The 23669-nt window shown below is 43.6% G+C and carries 25 protein-coding genes; 12 read left to right on the top strand and 13 right to left on the bottom strand.

Translation table 11 applies throughout. From position 1 onward, the window contains the following. The first annotated feature begins 31 nt into the window (after window positions 1-31). Window positions 32-1114, top strand: coding sequence for a site-2 protease family protein (locus DPF93_RS02820; protein WP_208638750.1), 1083 nt, complete (start codon window positions 32-34; stop codon window positions 1112-1114). Window positions 1115-1182: 68 nt separating this feature from the next. Here DPF93_RS02820 and DPF93_RS02825 read toward each other — a convergent pair whose 3' ends face one another. Further along, the gene (locus DPF93_RS02825; RefSeq protein ID WP_114764704.1) at window positions 1183-1971 is read right to left on the bottom strand and encodes a M48 family metallopeptidase; all 789 of its coding nucleotides are present in this window, start codon (window positions 1969-1971) and stop codon (window positions 1183-1185) included. Window positions 1972-2054: 83 nt separating this feature from the next. Between DPF93_RS02825 and DPF93_RS02830 the strand changes: the two genes are divergently transcribed. The 5 genes from DPF93_RS02830 to DPF93_RS02850 all read left to right on the top strand — a co-directional run bounded on the left by DPF93_RS02830 (window position 2055) and on the right by DPF93_RS02850 (window position 6156). Further along, on the top strand, window positions 2055-2525 hold the full coding sequence (locus tag DPF93_RS02830) for a hotdog fold thioesterase (protein WP_114764705.1): 471 nt from the start codon (window positions 2055-2057) through the stop codon (window positions 2523-2525). A gap of 15 nt (window positions 2526-2540) precedes the next feature. Next, the gene (locus DPF93_RS02835) at window positions 2541-2774 is read left to right on the top strand and encodes a DUF3389 domain-containing protein (protein ID WP_114764706.1); all 234 of its coding nucleotides are present in this window, start codon (window positions 2541-2543) and stop codon (window positions 2772-2774) included. 66 nt (window positions 2775-2840) lie between these two features. Continuing rightward, window positions 2841-4535, top strand: coding sequence for an SgrR family transcriptional regulator (locus DPF93_RS02840; protein ID WP_114764707.1), 1695 nt, complete (start codon window positions 2841-2843; stop codon window positions 4533-4535). Window positions 4536-4557: 22 nt separating this feature from the next. Further along, a complete protein-coding gene (locus DPF93_RS02845; RefSeq protein ID WP_114764708.1) occupies window positions 4558-4809 on the top strand; it encodes a hypothetical protein in 252 nt (83 codons plus the stop codon). A gap of 459 nt (window positions 4810-5268) precedes the next feature. Beyond that, window positions 5269-6156 carry a LysR family transcriptional regulator gene (locus DPF93_RS02850; RefSeq protein ID WP_114764709.1) on the top strand — a complete coding sequence of 296 codons (888 nt, stop codon included), beginning with the start codon at window positions 5269-5271 and terminating at the stop codon, window positions 6154-6156. 4 nt (window positions 6157-6160) lie between these two features. Here the strand turns inward: DPF93_RS02850 and DPF93_RS02855 are convergent, their stop codons facing one another. Beyond that, window positions 6161-8845, bottom strand: a complete 2685-nt coding sequence (locus DPF93_RS02855) for a bifunctional acetate--CoA ligase family protein/GNAT family N-acetyltransferase (RefSeq protein ID WP_114764710.1) — start codon at window positions 8843-8845, stop codon at window positions 6161-6163. Between the two features lie 215 nt (window positions 8846-9060). Here DPF93_RS02855 and DPF93_RS02860 point away from each other — a divergent pair, with 215 nt between their 5' ends. Beyond that, the gene (locus DPF93_RS02860) at window positions 9061-9585 is read left to right on the top strand and encodes an SPOR domain-containing protein (protein WP_114764711.1); all 525 of its coding nucleotides are present in this window, start codon (window positions 9061-9063) and stop codon (window positions 9583-9585) included. Between the two features lie 153 nt (window positions 9586-9738). Beyond that, on the top strand, window positions 9739-10731 hold the full coding sequence (locus DPF93_RS02865; protein ID WP_114764712.1) for a D-alanine--D-alanine ligase: 993 nt from the start codon (window positions 9739-9741) through the stop codon (window positions 10729-10731). A 3-nt stretch (window positions 10732-10734) separates the two neighbouring features. On the opposite strand, the gene DPF93_RS02870 is transcribed toward DPF93_RS02865, so the two are convergent. Beyond that, entirely contained in the window at window positions 10735-11691 is a 957-nt protein-coding gene (locus tag DPF93_RS02870; RefSeq protein WP_114764713.1) for a tyrosine-type recombinase/integrase, read from the bottom strand. Between the two features lie 99 nt (window positions 11692-11790). On the opposite strand from DPF93_RS02870, the gene DPF93_RS02875 reads away from it, so the two are divergent. Beyond that, window positions 11791-12165: a DUF3319 domain-containing protein gene (locus DPF93_RS02875; RefSeq protein WP_114764714.1), complete on the top strand. Its 375-nt coding sequence runs from the start codon at window positions 11791-11793 to the stop codon at window positions 12163-12165. A 2-nt stretch (window positions 12166-12167) separates the two neighbouring features. Then, window positions 12168-12479 carry a stress response translation initiation inhibitor YciH gene (gene yciH, locus DPF93_RS02880; RefSeq protein ID WP_114764715.1) on the top strand — a complete coding sequence of 104 codons (312 nt, stop codon included), beginning with the start codon at window positions 12168-12170 and terminating at the stop codon, window positions 12477-12479. 230 nt (window positions 12480-12709) lie between these two features. Here yciH and DPF93_RS02885 read toward each other — a convergent pair whose 3' ends face one another. Continuing rightward, complete coding sequence (locus DPF93_RS02885) at window positions 12710-13006, bottom strand: hypothetical protein (RefSeq protein ID WP_114764716.1); 297 nt, start codon at window positions 13004-13006, stop codon at window positions 12710-12712. A gap of 204 nt (window positions 13007-13210) precedes the next feature. Here DPF93_RS02885 and DPF93_RS21245 point away from each other — a divergent pair, with 204 nt between their 5' ends. Next, the gene (locus tag DPF93_RS21245) at window positions 13211-13378 is read left to right on the top strand and encodes a hypothetical protein (RefSeq protein WP_164675298.1); all 168 of its coding nucleotides are present in this window, start codon (window positions 13211-13213) and stop codon (window positions 13376-13378) included. Between the two features lie 383 nt (window positions 13379-13761). Here the strand turns inward: DPF93_RS21245 and DPF93_RS02890 are convergent, their stop codons facing one another. From DPF93_RS02890 to DPF93_RS02930, 9 genes are all read right to left on the bottom strand, one after another. Next, entirely contained in the window at window positions 13762-13911 is a 150-nt protein-coding gene (locus DPF93_RS02890; protein ID WP_114764717.1) for a YoaH family protein, read from the bottom strand. Between the two features lie 53 nt (window positions 13912-13964). Then, on the bottom strand, window positions 13965-15089 hold the full coding sequence (locus DPF93_RS02895) for a conjugal transfer protein TraF (protein WP_114764718.1): 1125 nt from the start codon (window positions 15087-15089) through the stop codon (window positions 13965-13967). 60 nt (window positions 15090-15149) lie between these two features. Beyond that, window positions 15150-16025 carry a DUF2861 family protein gene (locus DPF93_RS02900; protein WP_114764719.1) on the bottom strand — a complete coding sequence of 292 codons (876 nt, stop codon included), beginning with the start codon at window positions 16023-16025 and terminating at the stop codon, window positions 15150-15152. Continuing rightward, entirely contained in the window at window positions 16022-16681 is a 660-nt protein-coding gene (gene vxrB, locus DPF93_RS02905; RefSeq protein ID WP_114764720.1) for a response regulator transcription factor VxrB, read from the bottom strand. Before vxrB ends, DPF93_RS02900 begins: the two co-directional genes overlap by 4 nt. After that, window positions 16656-18095: a sensor histidine kinase VxrA gene (vxrA, locus tag DPF93_RS02910; RefSeq protein ID WP_341866785.1), complete on the bottom strand. Its 1440-nt coding sequence runs from the start codon at window positions 18093-18095 to the stop codon at window positions 16656-16658. The genes vxrB and vxrA overlap by 26 nt, the downstream gene beginning before the upstream one ends. A 190-nt stretch (window positions 18096-18285) precedes the next feature. Beyond that, window positions 18286-19680 carry a Re/Si-specific NAD(P)(+) transhydrogenase subunit beta gene (gene pntB, locus DPF93_RS02915; RefSeq protein WP_114764722.1) on the bottom strand — a complete coding sequence of 465 codons (1395 nt, stop codon included), beginning with the start codon at window positions 19678-19680 and terminating at the stop codon, window positions 18286-18288. Between the two features lie 12 nt (window positions 19681-19692). Continuing rightward, window positions 19693-21249, bottom strand: coding sequence for a Re/Si-specific NAD(P)(+) transhydrogenase subunit alpha (gene pntA, locus DPF93_RS02920; RefSeq protein ID WP_114764723.1), 1557 nt, complete (start codon window positions 21247-21249; stop codon window positions 19693-19695). A 294-nt stretch (window positions 21250-21543) separates the two neighbouring features. Continuing rightward, on the bottom strand, window positions 21544-21822 hold the full coding sequence (locus tag DPF93_RS02925; protein WP_114764724.1) for an HlyU family transcriptional regulator: 279 nt from the start codon (window positions 21820-21822) through the stop codon (window positions 21544-21546). 9 nt (window positions 21823-21831) lie between these two features. Further along, the gene (locus DPF93_RS02930; RefSeq protein ID WP_114764725.1) at window positions 21832-22194 is read right to left on the bottom strand and encodes a late competence development ComFB family protein; all 363 of its coding nucleotides are present in this window, start codon (window positions 22192-22194) and stop codon (window positions 21832-21834) included. A gap of 234 nt (window positions 22195-22428) precedes the next feature. On the opposite strand from DPF93_RS02930, the gene DPF93_RS02935 reads away from it, so the two are divergent. Further along, complete coding sequence (locus DPF93_RS02935; protein ID WP_114764726.1) at window positions 22429-23667, top strand: GGDEF domain-containing protein; 1239 nt, start codon at window positions 22429-22431, stop codon at window positions 23665-23667. Window positions 23668-23669 lie beyond the last annotated feature (2 nt).

Genomic DNA, 23669 nt, shown 5'->3' on the forward strand with positions numbered 1-23669 from the left:
TGGATTTATATAGCAAATTAATAGGTTAAAAGTGGAGCTACTTTCGATTGATTTTCTTGGTCGTCCTCTCAGGCTGGAAGGCAGCATAGCAGGTTGGCAAGAATTGTACTGGGACAACCAAGTCGTTTCGCAAATGGTTGCTGATGCTGAGCGAGGAGCAGAAACCTCTCATACCTTTCAGCTACAAAGAGGAGAAGAAACGCTTTATTGTCAGCTGGATGTTTCATTAAGTTGGCAGCCGTTCAATTTCAAATATTCAGTGCAACTCAACCATGATGTGATTGCACAAGGTGAACGCACCAGTAAAGATATCGAGCAGCAAACACCGGTTAATCCACCAAAACCCGAGCGCCGCTTTAGCTTAATTGGTCTGTTTTCACTTGGCATGAAAATGCTTAAAAGTGCCAAGCTGATAAAAGTCGTGCTTGCGTCTGCAAGTTTAGCTGCATATTCATGGCTGTTTTCATTCCAGTTTGCTTTAGCACTTATTGCGTGTCTTGTTGTGCATGAATATGGTCACGTTAAAGCAATGAAATATTTCGGTATGAAAACCAAAGGTATCTACCTAGTGCCGTTTCTTGGTGGTCTCGCGTTATCCGATGAAAAAATCAACACGCGTTGGCAAGATGTGGTTATCTCCATCATGGGACCGATGTTTGGTTTTGTTCTCTCACTAATTTTACTATTAGTGTATTGGGTTACTGGGGAGATCTTCTTCGCCGGTTTAGCGGCATTTAACGCCTTCTTAAACTTATTTAACCTGCTGCCTATTTTACCCCTTGATGGCGGTCATATTTTAAAAAGCATTAGCTTTTCTATGAATAGCCTTGCTGGTTTAGTGCTGTGCTCTCTTGCTGCATTAGGAGGGATAGCCATCAGCTACACATTTGGGCTTAGCTTACTCGGCTTTTTGTTAATTATGGGTATGCTGGAGATCCTGATGGAATGGCGCTATCGACATGCAAGCCATCTATTACCGCTAGATCGTTATGGTCAAGTGGTGGCGGCGATTTGGTATGTTGCACTCGTGAGTGGGTTGGTCGGTATCATATGGTACTTTGCTCAGTCCGGCGACGCACTTCTTAGCTTGCCACTGCAAATTCTCGGCACCTGATTTTATATACAGTACATTAATAAAGGGAGCAAATAGCTCCCTTTATTGTCTGTAACATAAACCAGCGACTAACTCTGGCAATTTGGCTTTTGCGCCGAATAGGCGGGTAAGCGCTGCATTGTTTGGCTAAGATCTTGAATACGCGTACCATGAGAAGGGTGCGTAGATAAAAGCTCTGGAGGCTGTTGACCCTTGGAAGCTTTCGCCATGTTTTGCCACAGAGCAATACTTTGCTTGGGATCAAAACCAGCGCGCGCCATTAATTCTAAACCGACAATGTCTGCTTCAGACTCTTGTGTACGTCCATAGGGAAGTAAGACACCAACCTGAACCCCAAGCCCTAAAGCCGCCATGGTGGCGTCTCGATATTGAGCGTAATCAGAAGCTCCGAGGGCAATGCTGGTGATTTGCAACCCTGTGTTTGCTAACTGAGATTGCGATAATCGTTCATTACTATGGTCTGCCAACACATGCGCGATTTCATGACCGATAACCGTCGCCAGTTGGTCTTGATTCTTTGCTACATTCAACAAGCCGGTATAAACGCCAATTTTACCACCGGGTAGGGCAAAGGCGTTTATTTGGTCGCTCTCAAACACCACGACTTCCCAATCGTTAAACGATGGCTGTTTGGGCACTTGTCTGGTCACTGCGGTTGCGACGCATTGAACGTAATTATTAATTTTCTGATCTTTACTGACTTTCTGTTGATGCTTCATCTGCTCAAATGACTGAGCACCTAAATTACTCATGTCACTATCAGAAAATAACAGCAGCTGATTGCGCCCTGTTGGCGACGAACTACATGCACTAACGCCAATAGCGATTGCGAGTGCGCTGTATTTAAGCCACGACATAACGCTCTCCCTGTAAATTCATTATGTTCGCCAATCATAACATTAGGTTACAATAGTCGTAACCTACGCAAATGGATAAGTTTATGACTATTTGGAAAAGAGACATCAACCTTGAACGTCTTAATCAAACTTCTCACAACACATTGATCGACCATCTTCAAATAAAGTATAGCGAGGTTGGGGATGACTACATTTGCGCAACCATGCCTGTTTGTCATTTTACTCATCAGCCGCTTGGTATGCTGCATGGCGGGGCATCAGTAGTGCTAGCAGAGACATTGGGCTCGGTTGCTGCCAACTTTTGCGTTGAAGAAGATTCTTATTGTGTTGGGCTCGATATTAACGCTAACCACGTGCGTGCTATGCGTTCGGGTACGGTGACTGGCAAAGCGACACCAATTCATCTCGGAGTTTCAACCCAGGTTTGGCAGATCAATATCAGCGATGAGCGAGACCGCCTAGTGTGTACCAGCCGCTTAACGATTGCGGTCAAAAAACACCGTGCCAGCCGTAGCAATCCAATGACTGCTCACGACGCCAGTCCAAACAGATAGGATTAAAGAGTCATCATGTTAATTGAGTTTTCTGCCGGAAAAATTATCGCAACGCCACACGAAATCGTCGTAAAAATCGCCGGAAATCAAATGATCACCTTGCAAGCACAAACCGACGCGATTCAATTAATTGGTCGCGGAGCAAATGTTGTCGCTGTGAACTGCAGCGAGGCTAAGTGGTCATTAAAGCTAGATAACGAACAACAACTGCTTGAATTAGCAAATCAAATTGGAATCGCGATTCAGTAATTGCTTGATTGTGACACGTAAATGAGGAAAATAGCACATAGTATCCTTATTTGAGTTTTCCTCTTTATGAGTAGCCCCCGCCTTAGAGTTCAGTTTGAAACCCTATTCGAACATTATGATGGTATTGATTGCGGTGTTCAGTTGGAAGAAATCACCGACATACTCTGTTGTACCAGACGTAACGCCCGCATCGTATTAAACAAAATGGAAGAAGAGGGCTGGATTGAATGGCATCCTTCTCCTGGGCGCGGCAAACTCTCTCAACTCGTTTTTCTGCGCAGCCGTTCTGATGTCAGCGAAAATCTCGCACGCCGTTATCTTGAAGAAGGCAAGGTTGGTCATGCTCTAAAGGTACTCGATCAAGATACTGCAAAATTAGCGCAAGTTGTCGAGAGCTACCTTGGAGTTCAGCAGCAAGAAGGGCGACAAGTGGTTCGCTTACCTTACTATCGTCCACTTCTTGCGCTCAATCCTTTAAAGAACATTCGTCGTTCAGAGCGCCACATAGTAAGACAGATTTTTAGCGGTTTAACCAAGCTCGATGAAAATGAACAGCTAGCGTCCGATCTTGCTCATACTTGGGAAATGATCAGTGCTACCCATTGGCGCTTCTATATTCGCCCGGCGGTTAGATTTCACAATGGGGATCTGCTTACTGTAGAAGCCATCATTGAAAGTCTCAATGGTTTACGTTCACGCAAACTCTTTTCCCACCTTAAAGAAATCACGTCAGCGCAAAAGAACGTTATTGATATACATCTAGAACGTGACGACTACCATCTACCGATCTTGCTCGCCGAGTCGTGCGCGAAAATATTGCTCCCAGCATCGAGTCGTAATGATGAGTTTGACCAATTTCCTATTGGTACAGGTCCGTACAAAGTATTTCAAAATGACGAAAAGCGCTTAGTTCTTCATGCGTTTGATGGCTATTTTGGCTTTCGACCGCTTATCGACAGCGTTGAAGTTTGGGTGATTGACGATGCGCATTCTTCGATGGTGTTCCCAAGTCTATCCAAACCGATAGCGCCGCAAGCAGCGGTAGTGAATGATGAGGTTGAGCTAGATCCCGGTTGTACCTACTTGTTGCTTAATCGCCGAGACGGTTTGGCAAAATCAGATGATTGGGCGGCGTATTTTAGCCAAAGGCTTTCTTCGCTCAATGTTTTCCATCAGTTACCGCAAGATAAGATCGTTGAGTTAGGCGCACTTCCTGCACATGGTTTAAAGCCGGGTTGGTATCACCACACTCGCCAAGCGAATTACTCGCCACCGCCAAGCTATCGCACGATTAACATTGCCTACCACGCTAAACATCCGATGTTTCCAACTTTAGCAAAAGCACTGGAGTTCCTGCTCAAGCAAGATGGATTAGACGTGGTTTTACACACCTATGATCTTGAAATGCCCAACACGACTGATATCGATATTTGGGTTAAACCGATGAGTATTGCCAATCATCGTGAAGATGCCATAGCTGGGTGGTTGCTCGACTACAGCGACATCGAAAAAATGAGTCGTAGTGAAGATTTTGCTACTTGGCGTGAGGTAATCATTAATTGGCAAAGCAATGATAATAAGTCATTTCCTGCACATGAAATAGGTAAAGCACTGGCACAGACCCAACAGCTTGTGCCTATGTTTCACTGTTGGCTTGGCGTGAGTAAAGATCAGTGCGGCTCGTTACAGAATGCTAAATGCAACGCGCTTGGTTGGTTTGACTTTAGCCAAGTATGGGTTAAACCGAAAGGACTAGAGTAATGGATAGGATTGAACGATAGCGATGGCAAAACCGAATAAAAAGCTGCCGAGTAAAACAGTCGAGGTCTTTTGCACAAACTGTAAATTTCGACTGTTTAAGTACAAAAAGGGTGGAAAGGGGGCTTTAGTTAAGTGTTTCAAAGAGCGGATTGTGGAAGATTTTACAGTTAAACCTTGTATTTGCCCTAACTGTGAGCGCGAGTTTGCCAGAGACACATTAGTACGCGGAACGCCTGCATTTAAGATGATCGGCGGCAAAGTCAGCTGCAAATAGTCCGCAAGCAAACATCATAATTTCATAACTTGGTTCAAAGGGTGCAAGTTACTCTGCAATTCCAACATTTATGTAGAATAACTCACAGAATTGGCAAACTTTGAGTTAAGGTATTTAATGTTCGGAAATAACTGATAGAATGTTCGGGAAATTTAGTAATTTTGGTCCGCAAATTTTCTTCCGTAGGGGTAAGTCATGGAATTAGGTCTAATCGTCGCGTTCATCGTAGCAGCAGCGATCATGGTTAAAAAAGAGATGGCAGCATCTAAATAATCTATCATTCAACCCTCTTTATTTTACTTTTCTGAATGATATGACAGAGAAGCCAGCGTTTGCTGGCTTTTGTTGTTTTTGAATCACACAAAATTCGCACTTATCACCCAAGAGTGTTTGCACTTGTAATTGGCAATGCTAATGTTGGCTTTATAAAACCATCATAAAGACGTACAGGAAGTTAACTTGCAAAGCCCCATTACTCTCGAAGCCCTACATATTCTTGATGCGATTGATCGTCGAGGCAGTTTTGCCGCTGCAGCCAATGAGCTTGACCGAGCACCTTCTTCGCTTAGCTACCAAATTCAAAAACTAGAACAAGACTTAGACATTACAATCTTTGATCGCTCTGGTCATAAAGCCGTGTTTACCGATGCTGGTAAGCTTATTCTAGAGCGTGGTCGAGTCTTGTTGGTAGCGACTGAGAAATTGGTTAATGATGCTAGCGTGTTAGCCAATGGTTGGGAGCTTGATATCACCTTAGCCTTTGACGGCATCATTCCAGTCAATAATTTCTTTGCTCTGGTCGATGCGCTAGGCAATGTCAGCAGTACACGAGTTCGACTGCAAGAAGAGATTCTAGCTGGCAGTTGGGAAGCATTGGAAGCGGGTAGAGCCGATCTCTTAGTCACTCCAAAACTTGATACGCTGCCTCTTGACGTAAAATCGGTCACGATTGGCAAAATGGAAATGATTTGGGTCGCGGCGAGCTATCACTATGTACACAAGCGAGCAGGCGTATTTGACGAACAAGCACGTGAGAAGTACCGGGTGATTGCGATTGCAGATACCGCGCGTGAGCAACCAGCGATGTCAGTCAACGTTTTACAACGACAACCACGTCTCACCGTTAGCAACTTTGCTGCGAAAGTCGAAGCGCTAAGCGCTGGGTTAGGGATTGGTACATTACCAGTCACCATTGCAGAGCCACTTATCGCCCAAGGTAAATTAAAACAAATTGCTGATACTGAGACTTCACCAATAGAGATCATTTTAGCCTGGAAGCGAAATCAAATCGGTGAAGCGAAGTCTTGGTGTATTCAGTATCTACAAAAACACTGGCAACTTAAATAGGTCGTTATTTCTGTAACGAAAGAACCATATCAGCAGTGCCATCTTCAAATTGAATTTCTGTTTTAAATCCGAGGCTTTGCGCCAGCATCAACATGCCTCGGTTACTCGGCATAGTAATACCCGACATACGTAGCGTCCCCTTGTTGCGACAATAATCAATCACTTTGTTCATCAACACTTTTCCAAGGCCTTTACCTTTGAGGTCCGAACGGATTAAAACTGCGAACTCGGCGTCGCTATTGTCGTGGTTTATCAAGGCACGGCTAACACCTATGATTTCTTGGCGGCTACCGACACTTGAAACAGCAACAAAAGCCATCTCTCGGTCGTAATCGATCTGCGTTAACTTAGCCAGCGCTTCATGGTTAAACTCACCGACTTCAGAAAAGAAGCGTTTATACAGATCATCACGAGAAACGCCATGGATAAAGTCGGCGTGCAATGGTTCATCTTCCGGCAATATTGGGCGAAGTAGAATATTTGAGCCATCTTTGAGTTTAGTGTGCTCTTCATATTCGACTGGGTACGGACGAATCGCGAGACGTCTTTGCGCATCACCTTGGTATTGGCGCAGGGTTAAATCCGCATCAAGAATGGTAAATTTGCTGCCATTTGCCAGCACTGGATGTATATCCAGCTCATGCACTTGTGGGCAATCAACGACAATTTGAGAAATTTTTACTAACACCTCAGAGAGCCCATCAATATCGATAGGTTCAGGCAGTTTTTGCAGCCTGATCTTACCGCTTTTTATTGCTCGAACGATTAAGTACCTTGCCAGCGCCATATTAAGTGGTGGCAGCGCGGAAGCGGCGTCGATATTTTCATCCCACTCGGAACCACCTTGCCCCAATAAGATAACAGGACCAAAGGTTTCATCATACTTAACCTTAATTCTTAGCTCTTCGCCACCGGCAAGTTTTGCCATGCCTTGTACTAGCAAGCCATGAATATTGGCAGACGGGTAGGAGAGTTGGGTTCGATCGAGAATTGCTTGGGCTGCATTGGCAACTTCGGCACTGTTACGCAGGTTTAGCATTACGCCCTGCACATCAGACTTATGAGAAATGTCGGGAGAGCGCAGCTTCACTGCCACAGGGTAACCAATCTCACTCGCCACATGAACCGCTTCGCTGGCGTCGCTGGCTATCCAGGTGGGTAACACATCAAAGTTAAAGTACTTTAAGAAAGGACCAATTTGGTGTGTGTCTAGTGAGACGGTTTCTTTCTCGCCAAGTTGACGACCGAGCCACTGTTTAGCACTTTCGACTTCACTGACATGGACGGGTTCTGCCGTTGTCGGGGTTTCCATCAATTGTTTCTGGTTACGTCTGTACTCGACTAAGTGCATGAACGCGACGACGGCACTTTCCGCTGTGCGGTATGTAGGAATACCTGCCTGAGTGAAAATGTTCCGTGCAGGTCTAGCGGTTAGTTCACCCGACCAGTTAGTCAAAATATTAAAGCGCTTATGTCTTGGGTGGGCTTTGACGGCATCTACGATCGATTGAGCCGTCTGCTCTGAATGCGCGATTGCCGATGGGCTATGCATGATTAATATCGCGTCGCAACAATCGCTGTCCATCAGGCTATTGAGTGTTTCGACATAGCGTTTAGCACTAGCATCACCGACCATATCAATTGGATTGCTTCGGCTCCAACTGGTAGGTAAAACCTTATCAAGCTTACTTACTGTATATTCATCCAGACTTGCCAGTTTACCACCTCGGTCGAGCAGGGTATCGACTGCCATGATCGCTGGACCACCACCGTTTGTGATAATGGCTAAGCGTTCTCCACGCAAAGGTACCGAGTGGGTTAGGGTTTCAACCGCGGCAAACAATTCATGCGAGTTTTGCACGCGTAACATACCCGTACGACGTATAGCTGAATCATAGATGATGTCTAGGGTATCACTGCCACCTGTGTGAACTTGAGCCGCCTTACGACCTTCGACCGTTTTACCACCTTTTAGTACGAGGATACGTCGATTACGGGATGCCCCACGAGCCGCCGACATAAAGCGGCGCGCATCTTTGATCGAATCAACATAGAGAAGGATCGCTTCTGTATGTGTATCTGTACTGAGATGATCCAGAAGATCCGCGAAATCTACATCAACCGCGTTACCTAGAGAAATAAACGCGGAAAAACCAATGTTTTTATCATTTGCCCAGTCAAGGATCGTGGTACACATCGCAGCAGACTGGGAGATAAACGCAATTTTGCCTTTTTGCGGACTAACCGGTGAAAAAGATGCGTTGAAGTTAAGCCACGGCAACATAATCCCCAAGCTATTAGGACCAAGCACACGCATTCCAGCGGTGCGAGCGATCTTAACGCACAATTCTTGAATCGTTTCTCCGGTGCTACTTTCCTCGTGCATATCAGCAGATAAAACAATCACTGATTTGACGCCTTTTGCCGCCAGTTGAGTGAACAGCGCAATATTGCGACTAGCATGGGTACAAAGAATGGCAACATCAGGCACAACGGGAAGGGATTCAATATCACGATAGGCTAGCACACCGGATACCGATTTATACTTTGGTGTCACCGGCATTATCGCGCCTTCAAAACCGCCTAGTAACAAATTCTTCATCACAATGTTGCCAGCGCGCATTGGCTGAGTAGATGCACCAATCACCGCGATGGAGCTAGGTTTTAAAAGGTGGTTAAGATTACTCATAAATCATCTTCCTAACTTGTCATTTACTATATCGTAACGGAGAAGGAGGGCTGCTGTTGTGTAATTTGATGGAGTTTTAGCCAGAAAGAGCAAGCCGTTGATTACTTTGTGTTACAAGTCACAGAGTCTCATAATATAATTTCGTTGTTCGCTTGATTATGCAGCCTTCTAACGGCATGATTTAATGTAATTTCTATCTAGGGCTTAAAGATTCCATGAAAAAAATAGCAATCGTTGGTTTGTCCGTTTTACTTTCTGCTTGTGTATCTAGTCAATACACGACAGACGTAAGTTCAGAAAGTTACCGTGAAGATTATAAAGTTGCGCAAGTTGAGCAACCCGTAACTGAGACGGTGACCGAGACTGTCGTTGAAGAAGTTGTAACTATTCCATCGCAGACAAAACCGGCTGTAACCATTATTCCACCATCTGATAAACAGCAAAATTCTCAAATGGCTCGTTACGGTTACACCATCCAAGTGGTTGCTGTTGGCTCACAAACTAAAGTTGACCACTTTGCTCGTAACCTTCCAGCGACACAACAGCCGATTTGGGAAAACTACAAAGTAGTGAATGGCACTAAGTGGTACACAGTGCTTTATGGTGACTACGCAACACAAGCTGACGCGAAGAAGGCAATCAGCCAACTTCCAAGTGAATTCCAAGCTTTGAAACCATTCGTTAAAAGTATTGATTCAATCAAGAATTCACCATACCCAACGCTTAATAAGCTAAATTAATCGAAGAAGGGGCGTTAGCCCCTTTTTTAATGCTTACACTTTCACCTATTAGCTTTAGAGCTTGGTAAAATCTACGCTTTGGCAGTGTAACTTTTACCAGTTTTTATTATCATATTGCCTCACTAGCTTCTAAAGCATCACGGAAAGATTTTAATGAAAAAAACATCTATTCTTCTTCTTTGTGGCGGCGGTTCGTCTGAACACGAAGTCTCATTAGTTTCTGCTAATTATCTCCAATCGCAACTTGGTATGACCCCTGAGTTCGATGTTATTCGCGTAGAGATGAAGAAAGACGGTTGGTTCACAGAGCAAGGCGAGTTGGCACTGCTTGATACCAATTCAGGTCAACTTAATTTTGCTGATCAAAGTCTGCACATCGACTTTGTCATCCCTTGTATTCATGGATTCCCAGGTGAGACCGGCGATATTCAGTCGATGTTGGAACTGGCTGGCATTCCTTACCTAGGCTGCCGTGCAGAAGCAAGCACCAACAGTTTCAATAAGATCACATCAAAGCTTTGGTACGATGCATTAGGCATCCCAAATACACCATATCTGTTCTTATCTGAAAACACGCAAGAAGCGTTTGAGCGCACTGCAAAAGCGATGGACGAATGGGGCAGCGTGTTTGTTAAGGCAGCCTGTCAGGGCTCATCTGTTGGTTGTTACAAGGTCACGTCTATCGAGCAATTACAGCAAGCGATTGATGATGCATTCACATACTCAGACCAAGTATTGGTTGAAAAAGCAGTGAAACCACGTGAGCTTGAAGTTGCAGCGTACGAATACCAAGGTGAACTCGTTCTTACCTTACCTGGCGAAGTAAAAGCACCAGAAGATACTTTCTACAGCTACGAAGAAAAGTATGCGACAACGAGCCACTCAACAACCGATATCGTTGCGCAAAATCTAACAGCGGAACAAGTTGAAACCATCCGCATCAATGCGGAAAAAGTGTTTAAGCAAATGAAGCTACGTCATCTCTCGCGTATCGACTTCTTCTTAACACCAGATGGCGAAATATATCTCAATGAAGTAAACACCTTCCCGGGAATGACGCCGATTTCGATGTTCCCGAAAATGCTAGAAAACCATGGTCACAAGTTCCATGAATTCCTAGCATCATGCGTAAAAACATCGATTTAAGACCTATTCGATAAACTTAAACGATAAGTAGCGCATCTTTTCTAGCTCTGCTGATGTCTTATTCCCCGCGTATTGATAAGGCATAGCAGGGCTTAGCCAGCGTCCCGCTTGTTGAATCTCTTTTATTTTTACGCCATTTTTTGCCAGTTCCTGAACCGCACCGACACGTAATGATTGACCAGAAAAAGTGATTTTCAATCCTAGTTCAGCACTCGCACGGCGCAAGATTCTATAGATAGAAGAATCGTTCAACTGCTCAAAGCTCAAGTTCCCGTGTCTATCAATCGCCGTGAATACAAATGAACCTAAACTCCCGCGTACGTTTAACCATTTCAACAGCGATAAACTGGCTGGTTTAGACAATCTAATTTCAGAGTCGGCGACAAACACAGATATCTCATCATTGTGAATGTAAACATCTTCGAGCGTAAGCTCTCTAAGTTCAAAGCGCTTAAGAAGGCATTCATACATGACATGGTAGATAGCCAGATCGCGCCAATCTTTGACTGATTCAGAGCGTTCCAATCTGCTATGTAATTGTTCTAGATGTTCGCGCTTAAATGCGTTGGTCGATTGGTGATCACCTTTTTTGTCGACCCTAATTGCGCTCAAGCTCGATTGTACGCGCCCGTTTTTTGTTGGATCTGCATAACCCAGCACCTTATGAATAAGCGAAATTGTCACAACGTAACGTTTTACCGTTGCGTACTTCTTCTCTGCCGAGACCTTTTCGATGTATAAACGAACGGCGGTAGTAGAGGCGGGGATTGGGCTAACGCCTTTGGTCTGGCAAAATTCGAGGAATAGATTCCAGTCTTTACTCAGCGCCAAAAGTGAGCTTTTTGAATAGACACCAGAGGTCAATTCATCGATAGCATCCTTATCTATTGATGTCGCCAATAGCTTTGTAAAATGCCTAACTCGGTCGCTATCTGTGATTGATGGAACATTCTTTTTCAAAGAAGCTCTCCATTTGTAAACTAACGTGACAAATATACTTGCTTAACAGCAATTTACAATTATCATTAATGATAACACTCAACAAAAAGTACTATAAATATGGCTGTTGCAACATACCGAGGCTTTGAATTAAGAACAGTTGGCTCATCGAAAGAAGTTTGGCAAGTCCAAATCAAAAATCGTGTTCTCCAAGGGCAAATGGCAGCGCTTAAAAAGAGCATCGATTGGTTTTGCGATTCAGCCACAATCATAGATCCTAAAGAGTTTGCTTCGCTGGCGAAGACGCGAGAAACCTCTGGAAAAGCAGTGCAAGAAAACTTTAATGGCTATATCATTAAGAATGATACCGGCGAGCCAAACGCTTGGTACTGTTTGTTTAATGGAAAGCTGATTAAAGGCGGAAAGATCGCAATTCAAAAACACATTGAAGCGTATCTAATCGCACGCAAGAAAGCTGAGCAACAAAAGAATTAGTCATGACATTAGTATATTCGACCGAAGTTGGTCGCATTAAGCCAGAAGAAGAGAAAGTCGTTCGTCCTAAAGGCGATGGTATTGTTCGTATTCAGAAGCAGACCAAAGGTCGCAAAGGTAAAGGTGTTTGCATCGTTACCGGTTTGGATTTGGATGACGTACAGTTAAAACTGCTTGCTGCAGAACTTAAAAAAGTGTGTGGCTGTGGCGGTGCTGTTAAAGATGGCACAATTGAAATCCAAGGTGACGCACGAGATAAGATCAAAGCACATCTGGAAAAAAAAGGTCATACAGTTAAACTTGCTGGCGGCTAAACCTAATAAACGGATAGATAATCAAAGATTAACTAACTGATTATTAGGTATTTTATGGTAAACCTGGTTATGTTTAATGTGAAGACCTATATCAGTTAGCCAACAGTAAGAGAAGAGAGCGCTACTTAAACCTAGCGCTCATTATTATAAAACCCTATTTAACATAAGATAGATAATACGCACTGTGATAATGCTTTTGCAGGGCTTGAAATCACCCTAGCTGATTAGCATTAGTGCTCCTCAAATTCGATGTTCTCATTAGTCAATAACGGCAAAATGCATTGAGTGAAATCTTGCAGCTCTTTTTTAGGTATCTCAGATTCACTTTCGCTAGCATCATCTCCAACTGCTAGAGACTCTATGTTAGCTTTGCCTTCAGATACAACGACTTCAATATTTATATTAAATCTGCCGTCTTTCAAATGTTGTGCTGCACAGTCTAATACATATGGTTTATTCGACGCTTCTGCAGCAGCAACTCCTGGTAACATTAGTAATGCGAAACAAAATCTGGTGGTTATTTTCATCTCTAATTTCCATTGAACTGGGCTATTCCCAGATTAATGGACAAGCAAATCACGTTTTAAATCCCTATACCGTTGAAATTATTTGAACAAAGCGGAACGCAATAGAAATCCTACAAGCAACCGTTGCGCATAAAAAGTTACTACATTTATTCTTTGCTCATTTGATTTAGGATTGGTTCACTCCAATTTCATACCGATCTAACGATGGAACATCAGCATTCACTAGAACATATCAAGTCGATCATCACCAATTTGAACATTAGTGAACTAAAAGAGTTACAACGCTATATTGCTTCAAGTTTAGATTCAGATACGGCTATTAGCCTGTCCGAAGAAGAGCATGATTTTTTACGCAAGCTGTTCCGCTCATAAGCGTTGTTTCGTATTACTCAATTATTAGGCGAACAAGCGATACAACGTAACGGACAAGCAACACAAAAAAGTTACAAGCTAACACAGCAGTATATTCCTCTATGTAAAATACCGCATTCCCTTGGCTAACAATCATCATGTAATTTTATTACAGCCTAATTCAGATTAAGTTTAATACAGACAATTATGCTGCATTAAGTAATTGTTATTTATAGTTATCATTAGATTTACCGGCATTCTTGCCGACTATTTTATAGAATTTATCTTTGGGATAGTTGGGATGTCACGTTCAAAGGTAGCGGTCAAGTAAGGACTTTAGATATGTAGTTATTAAGTTATAGTGCGCTATGTTTTTAATAAAAAAGGCAGTCACCTGCCCTTCACTATTCTTGGTCTTTCTTCGCGTTCTCGCGAATTTGCGTAGCAACAATCTTAATGGCTTCAGCAGTACTTACGCCCTGCGTCATCAGCTTTTGAATTTCTTCAACTGCTTTTTGTTGCTCTTCGTGGCTTAGGCTTAAATCGTCAAACATAAAAAAGGCTCCTAAATTTAGGAGCCGACTATATTATGATTCTGCTTGAATTTCTAGTAACTCGTTAAGAAGTTAATGTAACCGCCCATCGAATCTTCATTGGTATAGCTTGCACCAATGTCGAGTTGGAACAAGTTAAGTGGGGAAAGTCCGATACCGGCTGTTAAGGTATCTTCACTATCATCATAAGCTAAGTTTTTCTTCCAACCAGCACGTAATTTAAGCTGACGCAGTAGATCAAGCTCAGCACCTACTCTTAGCATTTGGGTATTGTCATCAAAACCGACGTAACGTTCTTCTTCTTTAAGATCGTAATCGACACTCAAAGTAAAGTAGTCAGCTACAATACCCGCGCCCACTGTGTATTGAGGCGACATTTCATATGAGTATGACTGGTTAGTACCAGGGATATTTTGCGTTTGAATATCACGAGAAATCAGGTTCGTGCCAGCAACACCTACACGGAAAGGTCCATAAAACCAAAGGAAACCAGCATCCATGTTAAACATGCTTTCACCTTCGCCGTTATCTCTTAGGTCTTTGAGATCATAATTGCTCAGGCTAGCTTCGTAAACATAAGTGTAAACGCGTTGCAGTTTAGGCGTAACACCGAATGAAATGTGCTGTCCCATAAAGGTTTGGTACTTAGCTAGAGAAATACCCGCTTCCGCAACCCCAACACTTACTGCACGTACGCTACTGTTTTGCGCATTCACGAGTGCATCACTTGACGCTGTCGAAATTTCCGCGGTTGCGTAAGATTCGGTGTATAGTTTACCAAATGCGTTTGCCGCAACATAACGGTTCGGGATAGCAAAAGCGACCACACCACCAATGTCGACTTTTAAGTTGTCGCCTTTTAACTGGTCTAGAGCTTTTTGCGCGTTAGCTGCATCACCAGTTTTTACCACATTTTCTGCGAATTCAAGATCGTCAACAAATGTGCCAGTGTCCGTATAGTTGATACCGAAGCTTGGCGTGATCATGCCAACATCATCATTACGACGATAAATTGCAGTTAGAGCTGGGTTGTAAAAAGGAGCAGTGAGAAAGTTTGCCGAAACAACACCAACGCCACCCATTGCGTCGCCGCGAGCTTCGATGGCGTAGTTAGCTGCATGAGCTGAGCCAAATGACATTGCAACAGCAAGAGGTAATAGTTTGTATGCGGTTTTCATATCTGAGCTAAATAATTAGTTACGTTAGTATTTTATCGGCTCATTGTCGCTTAACTTTAACTATTCCTCCACCGAAACATCGTACGTTTTGCTGATAATTTGCGCTTGTTCAACGATTATCTTACCTTGCCAACGGCGATGTGCCATTGAAACGGCTAAAACATAACGACCGGCATCAATTTCACTTAATGGCAAAGAGGTTGGGTAGTCAGATTCGTAGCTTCCACTCCAGACTTGGTTGTATGTGCCATCAACGTAGTCGTAAACTGCGGCGTTCAGTTTTGGTAGCGGACAATTTGGATTGAGTAAGGCATTTTGTTCAACTTGCCAGTGGTCTTTCGATGCCCAGCGCACAGTCATATAGAGCTTGGGATCACCTAGGATTAGCCAAGAGCTCCAAGATTCGTTGCTTTCACTGACAATATCGATGCGGTAAAGCCCCATCGCAAGTTTGTTGTTGATATTGTATCGCTTTGAATAGGTAACAATTCCAGACTGGTTTTCTCGTACCAATTCCAATGAGTTATCGTTTGAGACACTTTTATCAACCCAGCGAGTCAGGCTTATATCTGAAATCCCTTGTGTGGATTGCACTTCAATCGTCGCACGAAATGCATCACGACCTGGACTCTGAATTTCCGAGCGTTGCACCAACACGCCTTTTAACCAATCAGGAAACTCTTTATTACCAAGCCCTTTACCACAATCAACTTCAAACGATTGAACAAGTAGATCATTGAGATGAGGAGACAGTGCGGCACTACTTTCAAGCTGCCACACTTCGACCAACGATGAAAACATCGCTGGGAGATCATTATTGAGTAGATGCTTATGAGTTTGCGTTAGTGGTGAATTGCTTTCAAACCACGTTACACCCTCAGACGCAACAGGCGCGCTAAGTAGCGCACCTGTTAGTAACAGTAAATGTCGGATCATGCTTTCATCTTATAGCCAACCCCACGTAGGGTTTCGATTTCCAATCCTGGTAACTTTTGACGAAGCTGAAGAACGTGCGTGTCGACAGTGCGCGTTGTTGGGAAATGGTTGTAGCCCCATACGTGATCAAGTAGCTCGTCACGAGTAAACACGCGTCCTAGGTTGCTTGCCAAGAACAACAACAAATCAAATTCAGTACGAGTTAGCGTAATTTGTTGTTCATTAAAGAATACTTCACGGGTACTTTTATCAATGAGAAGATTCTCTGTGCGTACTTTACTGTCATCTTCTTCTTGGTTATCTGGTGCACGGAGCTGTGCGCGAATACGAGCAAAAAGCTCTGCCTCAGCAAACGGCTTAGTCAAATAATCATTTGCGCCCGAGTCTAATCCAGCAACTTTATCTTTAACTGTCACAAGTGCAGTTAGTAGGATCACCGGGATCTCTTTGATCGCTTTCCATTGTCCTATATGTGATACCGAATCACCGTCTGGTAGTTGGCGATCAAGAATGACTAGGTCCGATTTCGCCCAATACTGCTCTACATCAGCGATGGTTTCTGCGTGGTAACATTCGTACCCTGCTTGTTCAAGGCTAACAAGTAGTCCATCCGCTAAGTTTTTGTCGTCTTCAACGAGAAGCAGTGTTTGTTTCACAAGGTATCTCCAAAATAAACGTTGTCGGTGGACCAACGAGTGTCATCTTGCCACCCATTCTCCCGACCATTGAATCAACGATAGTTAAGCCCAGCCCTAATCCACTCTTACTCACGAAAGGCTTTCGCAAATTTCGCCAGTCTTTCTGAGTTAATTTCCCTTGGTCAATAACGCTGAACGTAATTTTTTGATTAGACGTTTTCACATCTAATGTAATCGGCTTAACTCCATATTTCACCGCATTTCTAACGAGATTATCGAGGCATGTCCCTAACCAATATACGTTAAGTTTAGCCGCAACATCCTGATTGATCGAAAAATTCACTTGTTCATGAAATTCCTCATCAATCTTAAATTCTAACCACTCTTGCACTGATGGTACCCATTCAGAGGCAAGAGGTTTATTGTCTGATTGCAAATAGTCTTTACTGGCTTCAGCTAATTGCCTTAACCGTCGAGAATCTTCACATAGCCTGCGAAATTCATCATAAACAGTTTCTGGTAGTTGCTCAAACTCGCGTCTAAACCCTTCGACCGTCAAGGACAGGCTGGCGATCGGCGTTCTTAGCTCGTGCGTCAAAATCTGCAGCACCAACATTCTGCTCTTCATCTCTTTGCGTTTGGTATTCCAGCGGTATATCGACCAACCGATCACCAACAATATATTGGCAATCACCAAACCGACCATACTTATCTTTAAAAAATCCGCATGGTCCTCAACATCCCAACAAATGTTACCTCGTTGAACAAAGCAAGCGCCAGAATCGGCACCTAAGGTAAAACTTAAGCCCGCTTCAGTAACATTTTTTCCCCAAACAGATTCTGGGTAAACGTAGTAACTGTCGTTCTTGCGTAGCCAAAGGTCTTCCCCTTCCAAGAACATACTCGCACCCGAGATGAGTGCAGTCATGGTCTCTTCACCCATGCGCTGCAAACGACCAAGCAAGGTGTTTTCATTTGCCAGCGGTCGCTCTTTGATATGCATGTACTGCTCTAACTCAGTTACTTCATCAGGATGAGTGACAATGTAACGATTAGCGTAGGTACCACCACCGGGGTGAATAAGCGTGCTGCGAGCAAACCAAGTTGCGCCAAGTTTGGACCCTTTACACATCGCCCGCGTAAAAACGAGAGGCTCAGTAACTAAGGGGCTAAGCGGCAGTTTTCCGGTACAAGATACTGACAACTTATACAGTCGTTGGATGTCTTCTAACGGATAGCTCGATGTCTGGGGAAGCATAGATTGTGGCGTAAGCAAACGTGTTGGATAATCCGATTGCAATACGCGCACGTCGTATGACACAGAGGCTTCACTTGTCTTGAATAAATTAACAAATTTATCAATACGTTCTGGCAATGTGTCTGCACTTACCCCTGTTGAAGCGAGGCTTAACAAACAAACCAAAATCTTTATCTTTGTGAGTTTCAAGGCAAATCTTATTAAATCAGCTAGTTACCACCAGACAGAGTCATTATGACAATTCTGAATGTTCTAAGTGTAATATTCGTGTCAATTATATATCACCAAATTCATCCGATTTTCGTGGAAAAATTGACATAAAAAAGGCCAGCATAGTGCTGACCTTTCAATGCGTTAACTAAGCTTATAGTGCTTTTGCAATAGCGTCTACACTCTCTTTAGCATCGCCAAACAGCATTTGCGTATTCTCTTTGAAGAATAACGGGTTCTGTACGCCAGCATAACCCGTGTTCATCGAACGTTTAAATACGATAACGTCTTTCGCATTCCATACTTCGAGAACTGGCATGCCAGCAATTGGGCTATTTGGATCTTCTAAAGCAGCCGGGTTAACCGTGTCGTTTGCACCGATAACTAATACTACATCAGTTTCAGGGAAATCATCATTGATCTCATCCATTTCCAGAACGATGTCATACGGTACTTTTGCTTCTGCAAGCAGAACGTTCATGTGACCAGGCAGACGACCAGCAACTGGGTGGATACCAAAACGAACTTCAACACCTTGTGCACGTAATTTCTCAGTGATTTCGTGTACTGGGTATTGCGCTTGTGCCACTGCCAAGCCGTATCCTGGAGTGATGATGACAGATTTCGCATTTTTCAGCATATCAGCCACATCTTCGGCGTTAGTTTCACGATGCTCACCGTACTCTTCGTCACCAGAAATAACCACTTCTTGACCAAAGCCACCAGCGATTACACTAACAAATGAGCGGTTCATTGCTTTACACATGATGTAAGACAGAATCGCACCTGACGAACCAACTAGCGCACCGGTTACGATCAATAGATCGTTAGCTAGCATGAAACCTGCTGCCGCTGCTGCCCAACCTGAGTAAGAGTTCAGCATCGAAACCACAACTGGCATGTCAGCACCGCCGATTGAAGCAACTAGGTGGTAACCAAACGCAAAGGCAATCAGCGTCATCACGATCAGAGCGAACATACTGCCGTCAGCTTTAACGAAGTAAATCATCAGAAGCGTCGAAATAACAATCGCAGCCAAGTTCATCTTGTGCTTATGTGGCAAGTTTAGTGGTGATGAAGAAATCACACCGCGCAGTTTGCCGAACGCAACGATAGAACCTGTAAAAGTTACCGCACCAATAAACACACCTAAGAACACTTCAACTAAGTGGATAACGTGCTCTGCGTGGATACCCGCTGGATCCAATGAAACTGGTGGTGGTGGCGCTAAGTAACTGTTGTAACCTACAAGCACAGCAGCTAAACCAACAAAGCTGTGTAGGATCGCAACCAACTCAGGCATTTCGGTCATTTCTACTTTCTTAGCGTAGAAAATACCGATAGAGCCACCAATCACCATCGCTATAATGATCCAGATGAAACCTTGCGCATCAGGGCTAAAGATCGTCGCGATCAACGCGATCGCCATACCCGCGATACCATAGTAGTTACCCGAGCGAGCCGACTCTTGCTTAGACAAACCAGCCAAACTTAAAATGAAAAATATAGCAGCAACAATGTAAGCTGCTTGTACTAGTCCTGCAGACATTCCTTGTTACTCCTATCGATCTTTACGGAACATTTCAAGCATACGCTTGGTCACGGTGAAACCACCGAAAATGTTAATGCTGGCAATAAGAACCGCAATAAATGACAAGAATGTCACCACTCCGTTGCCTTGCCCAATTTGCAGTAGCGCACCCACGACGATGATGCCTGAGATTGCGTTCGTTACTGACATTAACGGTGTGTGTAGCGCATGGGTTACGTTCCAAACAACGTAGTAACCTACAACACACGCAAGAACAAATACTGTAAAGTGAGCAAGGAAAGCTGCTGGTGCAACAGACGCTACCCAACCAAACGCTGCAAGTGCAACGCCAAGACCAACCACCTTTTTAACTGGTGAAACCGGTTCCTCTACTTTCTTTTCTGGTACAGGTGCGGCTTTAGGTTTTTGTTCAGGTTGCGCAGATACTTGAATTGGTGGAGCCGGCCAAGTCACCTCGCCTTCTTTCACCACAGTCACACCACGTAACACTACGTCTTCAAAGTCGATGTCAATGTTGCCATCTTTCTCTTTGCAAAGCAGCTTCATCAGGTTAACGAGGTTAGTTGCGTAAAGCTGAGAAGATTGCGTAGGTAGACGACCAACCATATCGGTGTAGCCAACAACCTTGACGCCATTCGCCGTTGTAACAACTTGATCAGCGACGGTGTATTCACAGTTACCACCATTTGCTGCCGCCAAGTCAACGATTACGCTACCAGCTTTCATGCTGTCTACCATCTCTTTGGTAATTAGCTTAGGAGCAGGACGTCCCGGAATAAGGGCTGTGGTAATAATGATATCAACGTCTTTTGCTTGTTCAGCGTAAAGCTCAGCAGCTTTCTTGTTGAACTCATCAGACATCTCTTTCGCGTAACCATCGCCCGAGCCAGAGTTTTCTTTGAAATCAACTTCAAGGAACTCAGCACCCATTGATTGAACTTGTTCTTTTACTTCTGGACGAACGTCAAATGCGCGAACGATAGCGCCTAAGCTACCCGCAGCACCAATCGCGGCAAGACCAGCAACACCAGCCCCCGCAACAAGAACTTTGGCAGGTGGCACTTTACCAGCAGCGGTGATTTGACCAGTAAAGAAACGACCAAACTCGTGTGCCGCTTCAACAACTGCACGATAACCGGCAATATTTGCCATGGAAGAGAGTGCATCGAGAGCTTGAGCGCGAGAGATACGAGGAACAGCATCCATAGCAAGAACGTTGATGTTTTTGCTTGATAGCTGCTCCATCAATTCAGGATTTTGTGCTGGCCAGATAAAGCTGATAAGTGTTGCCCCGTCATTGAGTTGAGCAATCTCATCAACACCATTTTCACTATCGATAATTGGCGCATTAACTTTAAAAATAATGTCGGAGTTCCAAGCGTCATCTTTCGATACTACTTTCGCTCCTGCGGCTTCAAATGAGGCATTGTCGAAACTCGCCAACTCCCCAGCGTGAGATTCAACTACGACGTCAAAACCCAACTTAACAAGCTGCTCAACCGACTTAGGCGACGCAGCGACTCGCGTTTCTCCTGCGAGTATTTCTTTTGGCACACCAATTTGCATAGCTATTCCTTGACTATTGGCACAATGATTATTCTTTTTTAAACTAACGAGTGGATGAATTTCAAGCATTTTGTAATAAAAAAACAGAAATTCATTAGCTCAGATTAGATCTCTTGGCTAATTTTGCAATTTTATATGTAATCAAACAACATTTTGCGATATCAAAGAGGTCAAACCAGATCGCAAAAAAGAGAAGCAAAAACAAAGAATTACTTTTCTTACTTACAAAAAAAGAACCATCAGCATAACTGCTAATGGTTCTCCAATTTATGACATCTATCAAATCAGCTAAGACTAATCGAAAATTTTACCGTTCATCTGGTCTATAAACATTTGCGCCTTTTTCAACATAAATTCATCGGCGTCCGCTTGACTAGAAAGTACGTCAGAACGAATAAATCGATGTGACTTAATTTCACCTTCTATCTCTTTTTCAATTCGCCCCGCAATGCGGTATTGCCCTGATTCAGCAATCGCTTCTTGATAAATCAAAAAGCCTTTGTACTCGACAGGCTCAACTTCAATTTTTTTAGCTGGAGCTCCGCCGCCAAACAAGCGAGAAAATAGTCCCACCTTTCCCCCTTAACCTTTTTTAAGAATTGGTTTTTCAAACCACTCTAACTCAGCATCTTCATCAAAGCGAGGTTTAGTAAAAATAACGGGAAATTCATCTTGTCGATTTTTGCGACGATCATCGAGGATCATGCCTTTCGCTGCCTCAACAGCCGTCTCTGCGTATTGCTTAAGAGTTAACAAACGTTTCTCTGATAACGTAGAGAGGAAATCAATATCGTGACGAATATAGACAGGTCTTAGTTGTATAAGTGCAAGGCAAGCTAAATCAGCTAACTGGTCATTATCAAAGATTTCTGTGTACTCAGTTCTTGCAAGGACCTGCCCAACAAGATTTTCCATGTAATTATGGACATCTTCACTGATCTGCATTCCATTCGACTCCTACTAACATGACGTTTGATTTAAATTATGCGCTGACAAAATCCACATCAGACTTACTCAATTTAAGCAAACCGACACGATTAAGGAACAAATCATTCACGAATGTTCATACTAGGACGCATTTTTAATTCAATTTATACCCAAAACACTTGGAAAATCATTTAATAACGTTATGCTTTGTTATTCGGTAGTTTTCATTTATACCAAGGGTTTATCAATCTAATGTCTTTTTCGATCGTAACAGCTAGTTGGTTTCGATTTTCTTTCCCAATAGGATTGATTCTGTTAATTGCCCTTGGCAAAGATAACGTCGTTTCAGTTATCAGTGCTAACCAAAGCATTAGCCTTAACCTCCCCTACGTTTTGTTTTTTGCCTGTGCCATTATGGGGCACGTTTTTAAGCAAAGCCGCTGCGCCATGATGGCAACAGCGATGTTAATAAGTTACTGGATAATCCAAAACTACTTACAAAGCCCACTCTCAACAGGCACTACGCTCTTAGAGCTCTCATTACTTGCTTTTGCGCTACCCGGTGCCTGCTTAGCCATTTATATATTTAAAGACAATTCCGTTCGAAGCCGAAGTTTCGTTGCTTACCTTGCGATTGTGTTAGCGCTTATCATTTGGAGCCAGCTTACGCTTAACTACCTCTCAGAATCAGGCTTTAATCAAAACGACTATCCTTTGCTGTATGTTGAGGAAAAGATTTCCCGACTTCCTCTGGTATTGCTGCTTTACCTGTCTGCGATTGTTTTAAGCTGCGCGATTTTGGTGCTGCGTTACAACCGTATCGTCGACGCCGTTGTCTATTCTTCAATCCTGCTGAGTTCGGCAACGTTCGCCTTTTTCCATGTTACCTACATCTCAAGCGCGCTGTTCAGTCTTGCTGGTTTCTTGCTGCTCATCTACCTGCTATCTGCCAGTTACGAGTTAGCTTTTAATGATAGGCTTACCGGCATTCCGGGTCGTTTAGCCCTTGAGTCCGACTTAAAGCACTTAAGTCGTAAGTACTCTATCGCGATGTTAGATATCGACCATTTTAAATCATTTAATGACACCTACGGGCACGACACGGGTGATGATGTGCTTAAGCTGGTAGCCTCTAAGTTGTTAGAGGTTCGCGGTGGCGCTCGTGTCTATCGCTACGGCGGTGAAGAGTTCACGGTACTGTTTAAAGGTAAGTATGCCGACGAAGCATGGGACTATCTCGATGAACTGCGTCAAAGTATTGAGGATTATGAGTTAGTGGTGAGAAATATGGACGCTCGCCCGAAAGACAATAAACAAGGTCAAAAGAAACGTGGTAACCAATCGAAAACGAAAACCGTTTCCTTAACCATCAGTATTGGCGTGGCTGACAGCTATGAAGAACGTAACACAACCGCGATATTAAAAGCGGCAGACCAAGCACTTTACAAAGCCAAACAGAGTGGTCGTAACTGCGTGGTTGCCGCTGAGTAAAT

The organism is Vibrio rhodolitus (assembly GCF_003350325.1).
Taxonomy (GTDB): domain Bacteria; phylum Pseudomonadota; class Gammaproteobacteria; order Enterobacterales; family Vibrionaceae; genus Vibrio; species Vibrio rhodolitus.

Coding starts and splice junctions, on each gene's coding strand:
- DPF93_RS02825 (WP_114764704.1), bottom strand. CDS start 1,971: ATGTCGTGGCTTAAATACAGCGCACTCGCAATCGCTATTGGCGTTAGT.
- DPF93_RS02830 (WP_114764705.1), top strand. CDS start 2,055: ATGACTATTTGGAAAAGAGACATCAACCTTGAACGTCTTAATCAAACT.
- DPF93_RS02835 (WP_114764706.1), top strand. CDS start 2,541: ATGTTAATTGAGTTTTCTGCCGGAAAAATTATCGCAACGCCACACGAA.
- DPF93_RS02840 (WP_114764707.1), top strand. CDS start 2,841: ATGAGTAGCCCCCGCCTTAGAGTTCAGTTTGAAACCCTATTCGAACAT.
- DPF93_RS02845 (WP_114764708.1), top strand. CDS start 4,558: ATGGCAAAACCGAATAAAAAGCTGCCGAGTAAAACAGTCGAGGTCTTT.
- DPF93_RS02855 (WP_114764710.1), bottom strand. CDS start 8,845: ATGAGTAATCTTAACCACCTTTTAAAACCTAGCTCCATCGCGGTGATT.
- DPF93_RS02860 (WP_114764711.1), top strand. CDS start 9,061: ATGAAAAAAATAGCAATCGTTGGTTTGTCCGTTTTACTTTCTGCTTGT.
- DPF93_RS02865 (WP_114764712.1), top strand. CDS start 9,739: ATGAAAAAAACATCTATTCTTCTTCTTTGTGGCGGCGGTTCGTCTGAA.
- DPF93_RS02875 (WP_114764714.1), top strand. CDS start 11,791: ATGGCTGTTGCAACATACCGAGGCTTTGAATTAAGAACAGTTGGCTCA.
- yciH (WP_114764715.1), top strand. CDS start 12,168: ATGACATTAGTATATTCGACCGAAGTTGGTCGCATTAAGCCAGAAGAA.
- DPF93_RS02885 (WP_114764716.1), bottom strand. CDS start 13,006: ATGAAAATAACCACCAGATTTTGTTTCGCATTACTAATGTTACCAGGA.
- DPF93_RS21245 (WP_164675298.1), top strand. CDS start 13,211: ATGGAACATCAGCATTCACTAGAACATATCAAGTCGATCATCACCAAT.
- DPF93_RS02890 (WP_114764717.1), bottom strand. CDS start 13,911: ATGTTTGACGATTTAAGCCTAAGCCACGAAGAGCAACAAAAAGCAGTT.
- DPF93_RS02895 (WP_114764718.1), bottom strand. CDS start 15,089: ATGAAAACCGCATACAAACTATTACCTCTTGCTGTTGCAATGTCATTT.
- DPF93_RS02900 (WP_114764719.1), bottom strand. CDS start 16,025: ATGATCCGACATTTACTGTTACTAACAGGTGCGCTACTTAGCGCGCCT.
- pntB (WP_114764722.1), bottom strand. CDS start 19,680: ATGTCTGCAGGACTAGTACAAGCAGCTTACATTGTTGCTGCTATATTT.
- pntA (WP_114764723.1), bottom strand. CDS start 21,249: ATGCAAATTGGTGTGCCAAAAGAAATACTCGCAGGAGAAACGCGAGTC.
- DPF93_RS02930 (WP_114764725.1), bottom strand. CDS start 22,194: ATGCAGATCAGTGAAGATGTCCATAATTACATGGAAAATCTTGTTGGG.
- DPF93_RS02935 (WP_114764726.1), top strand. CDS start 22,429: ATGTCTTTTTCGATCGTAACAGCTAGTTGGTTTCGATTTTCTTTCCCA.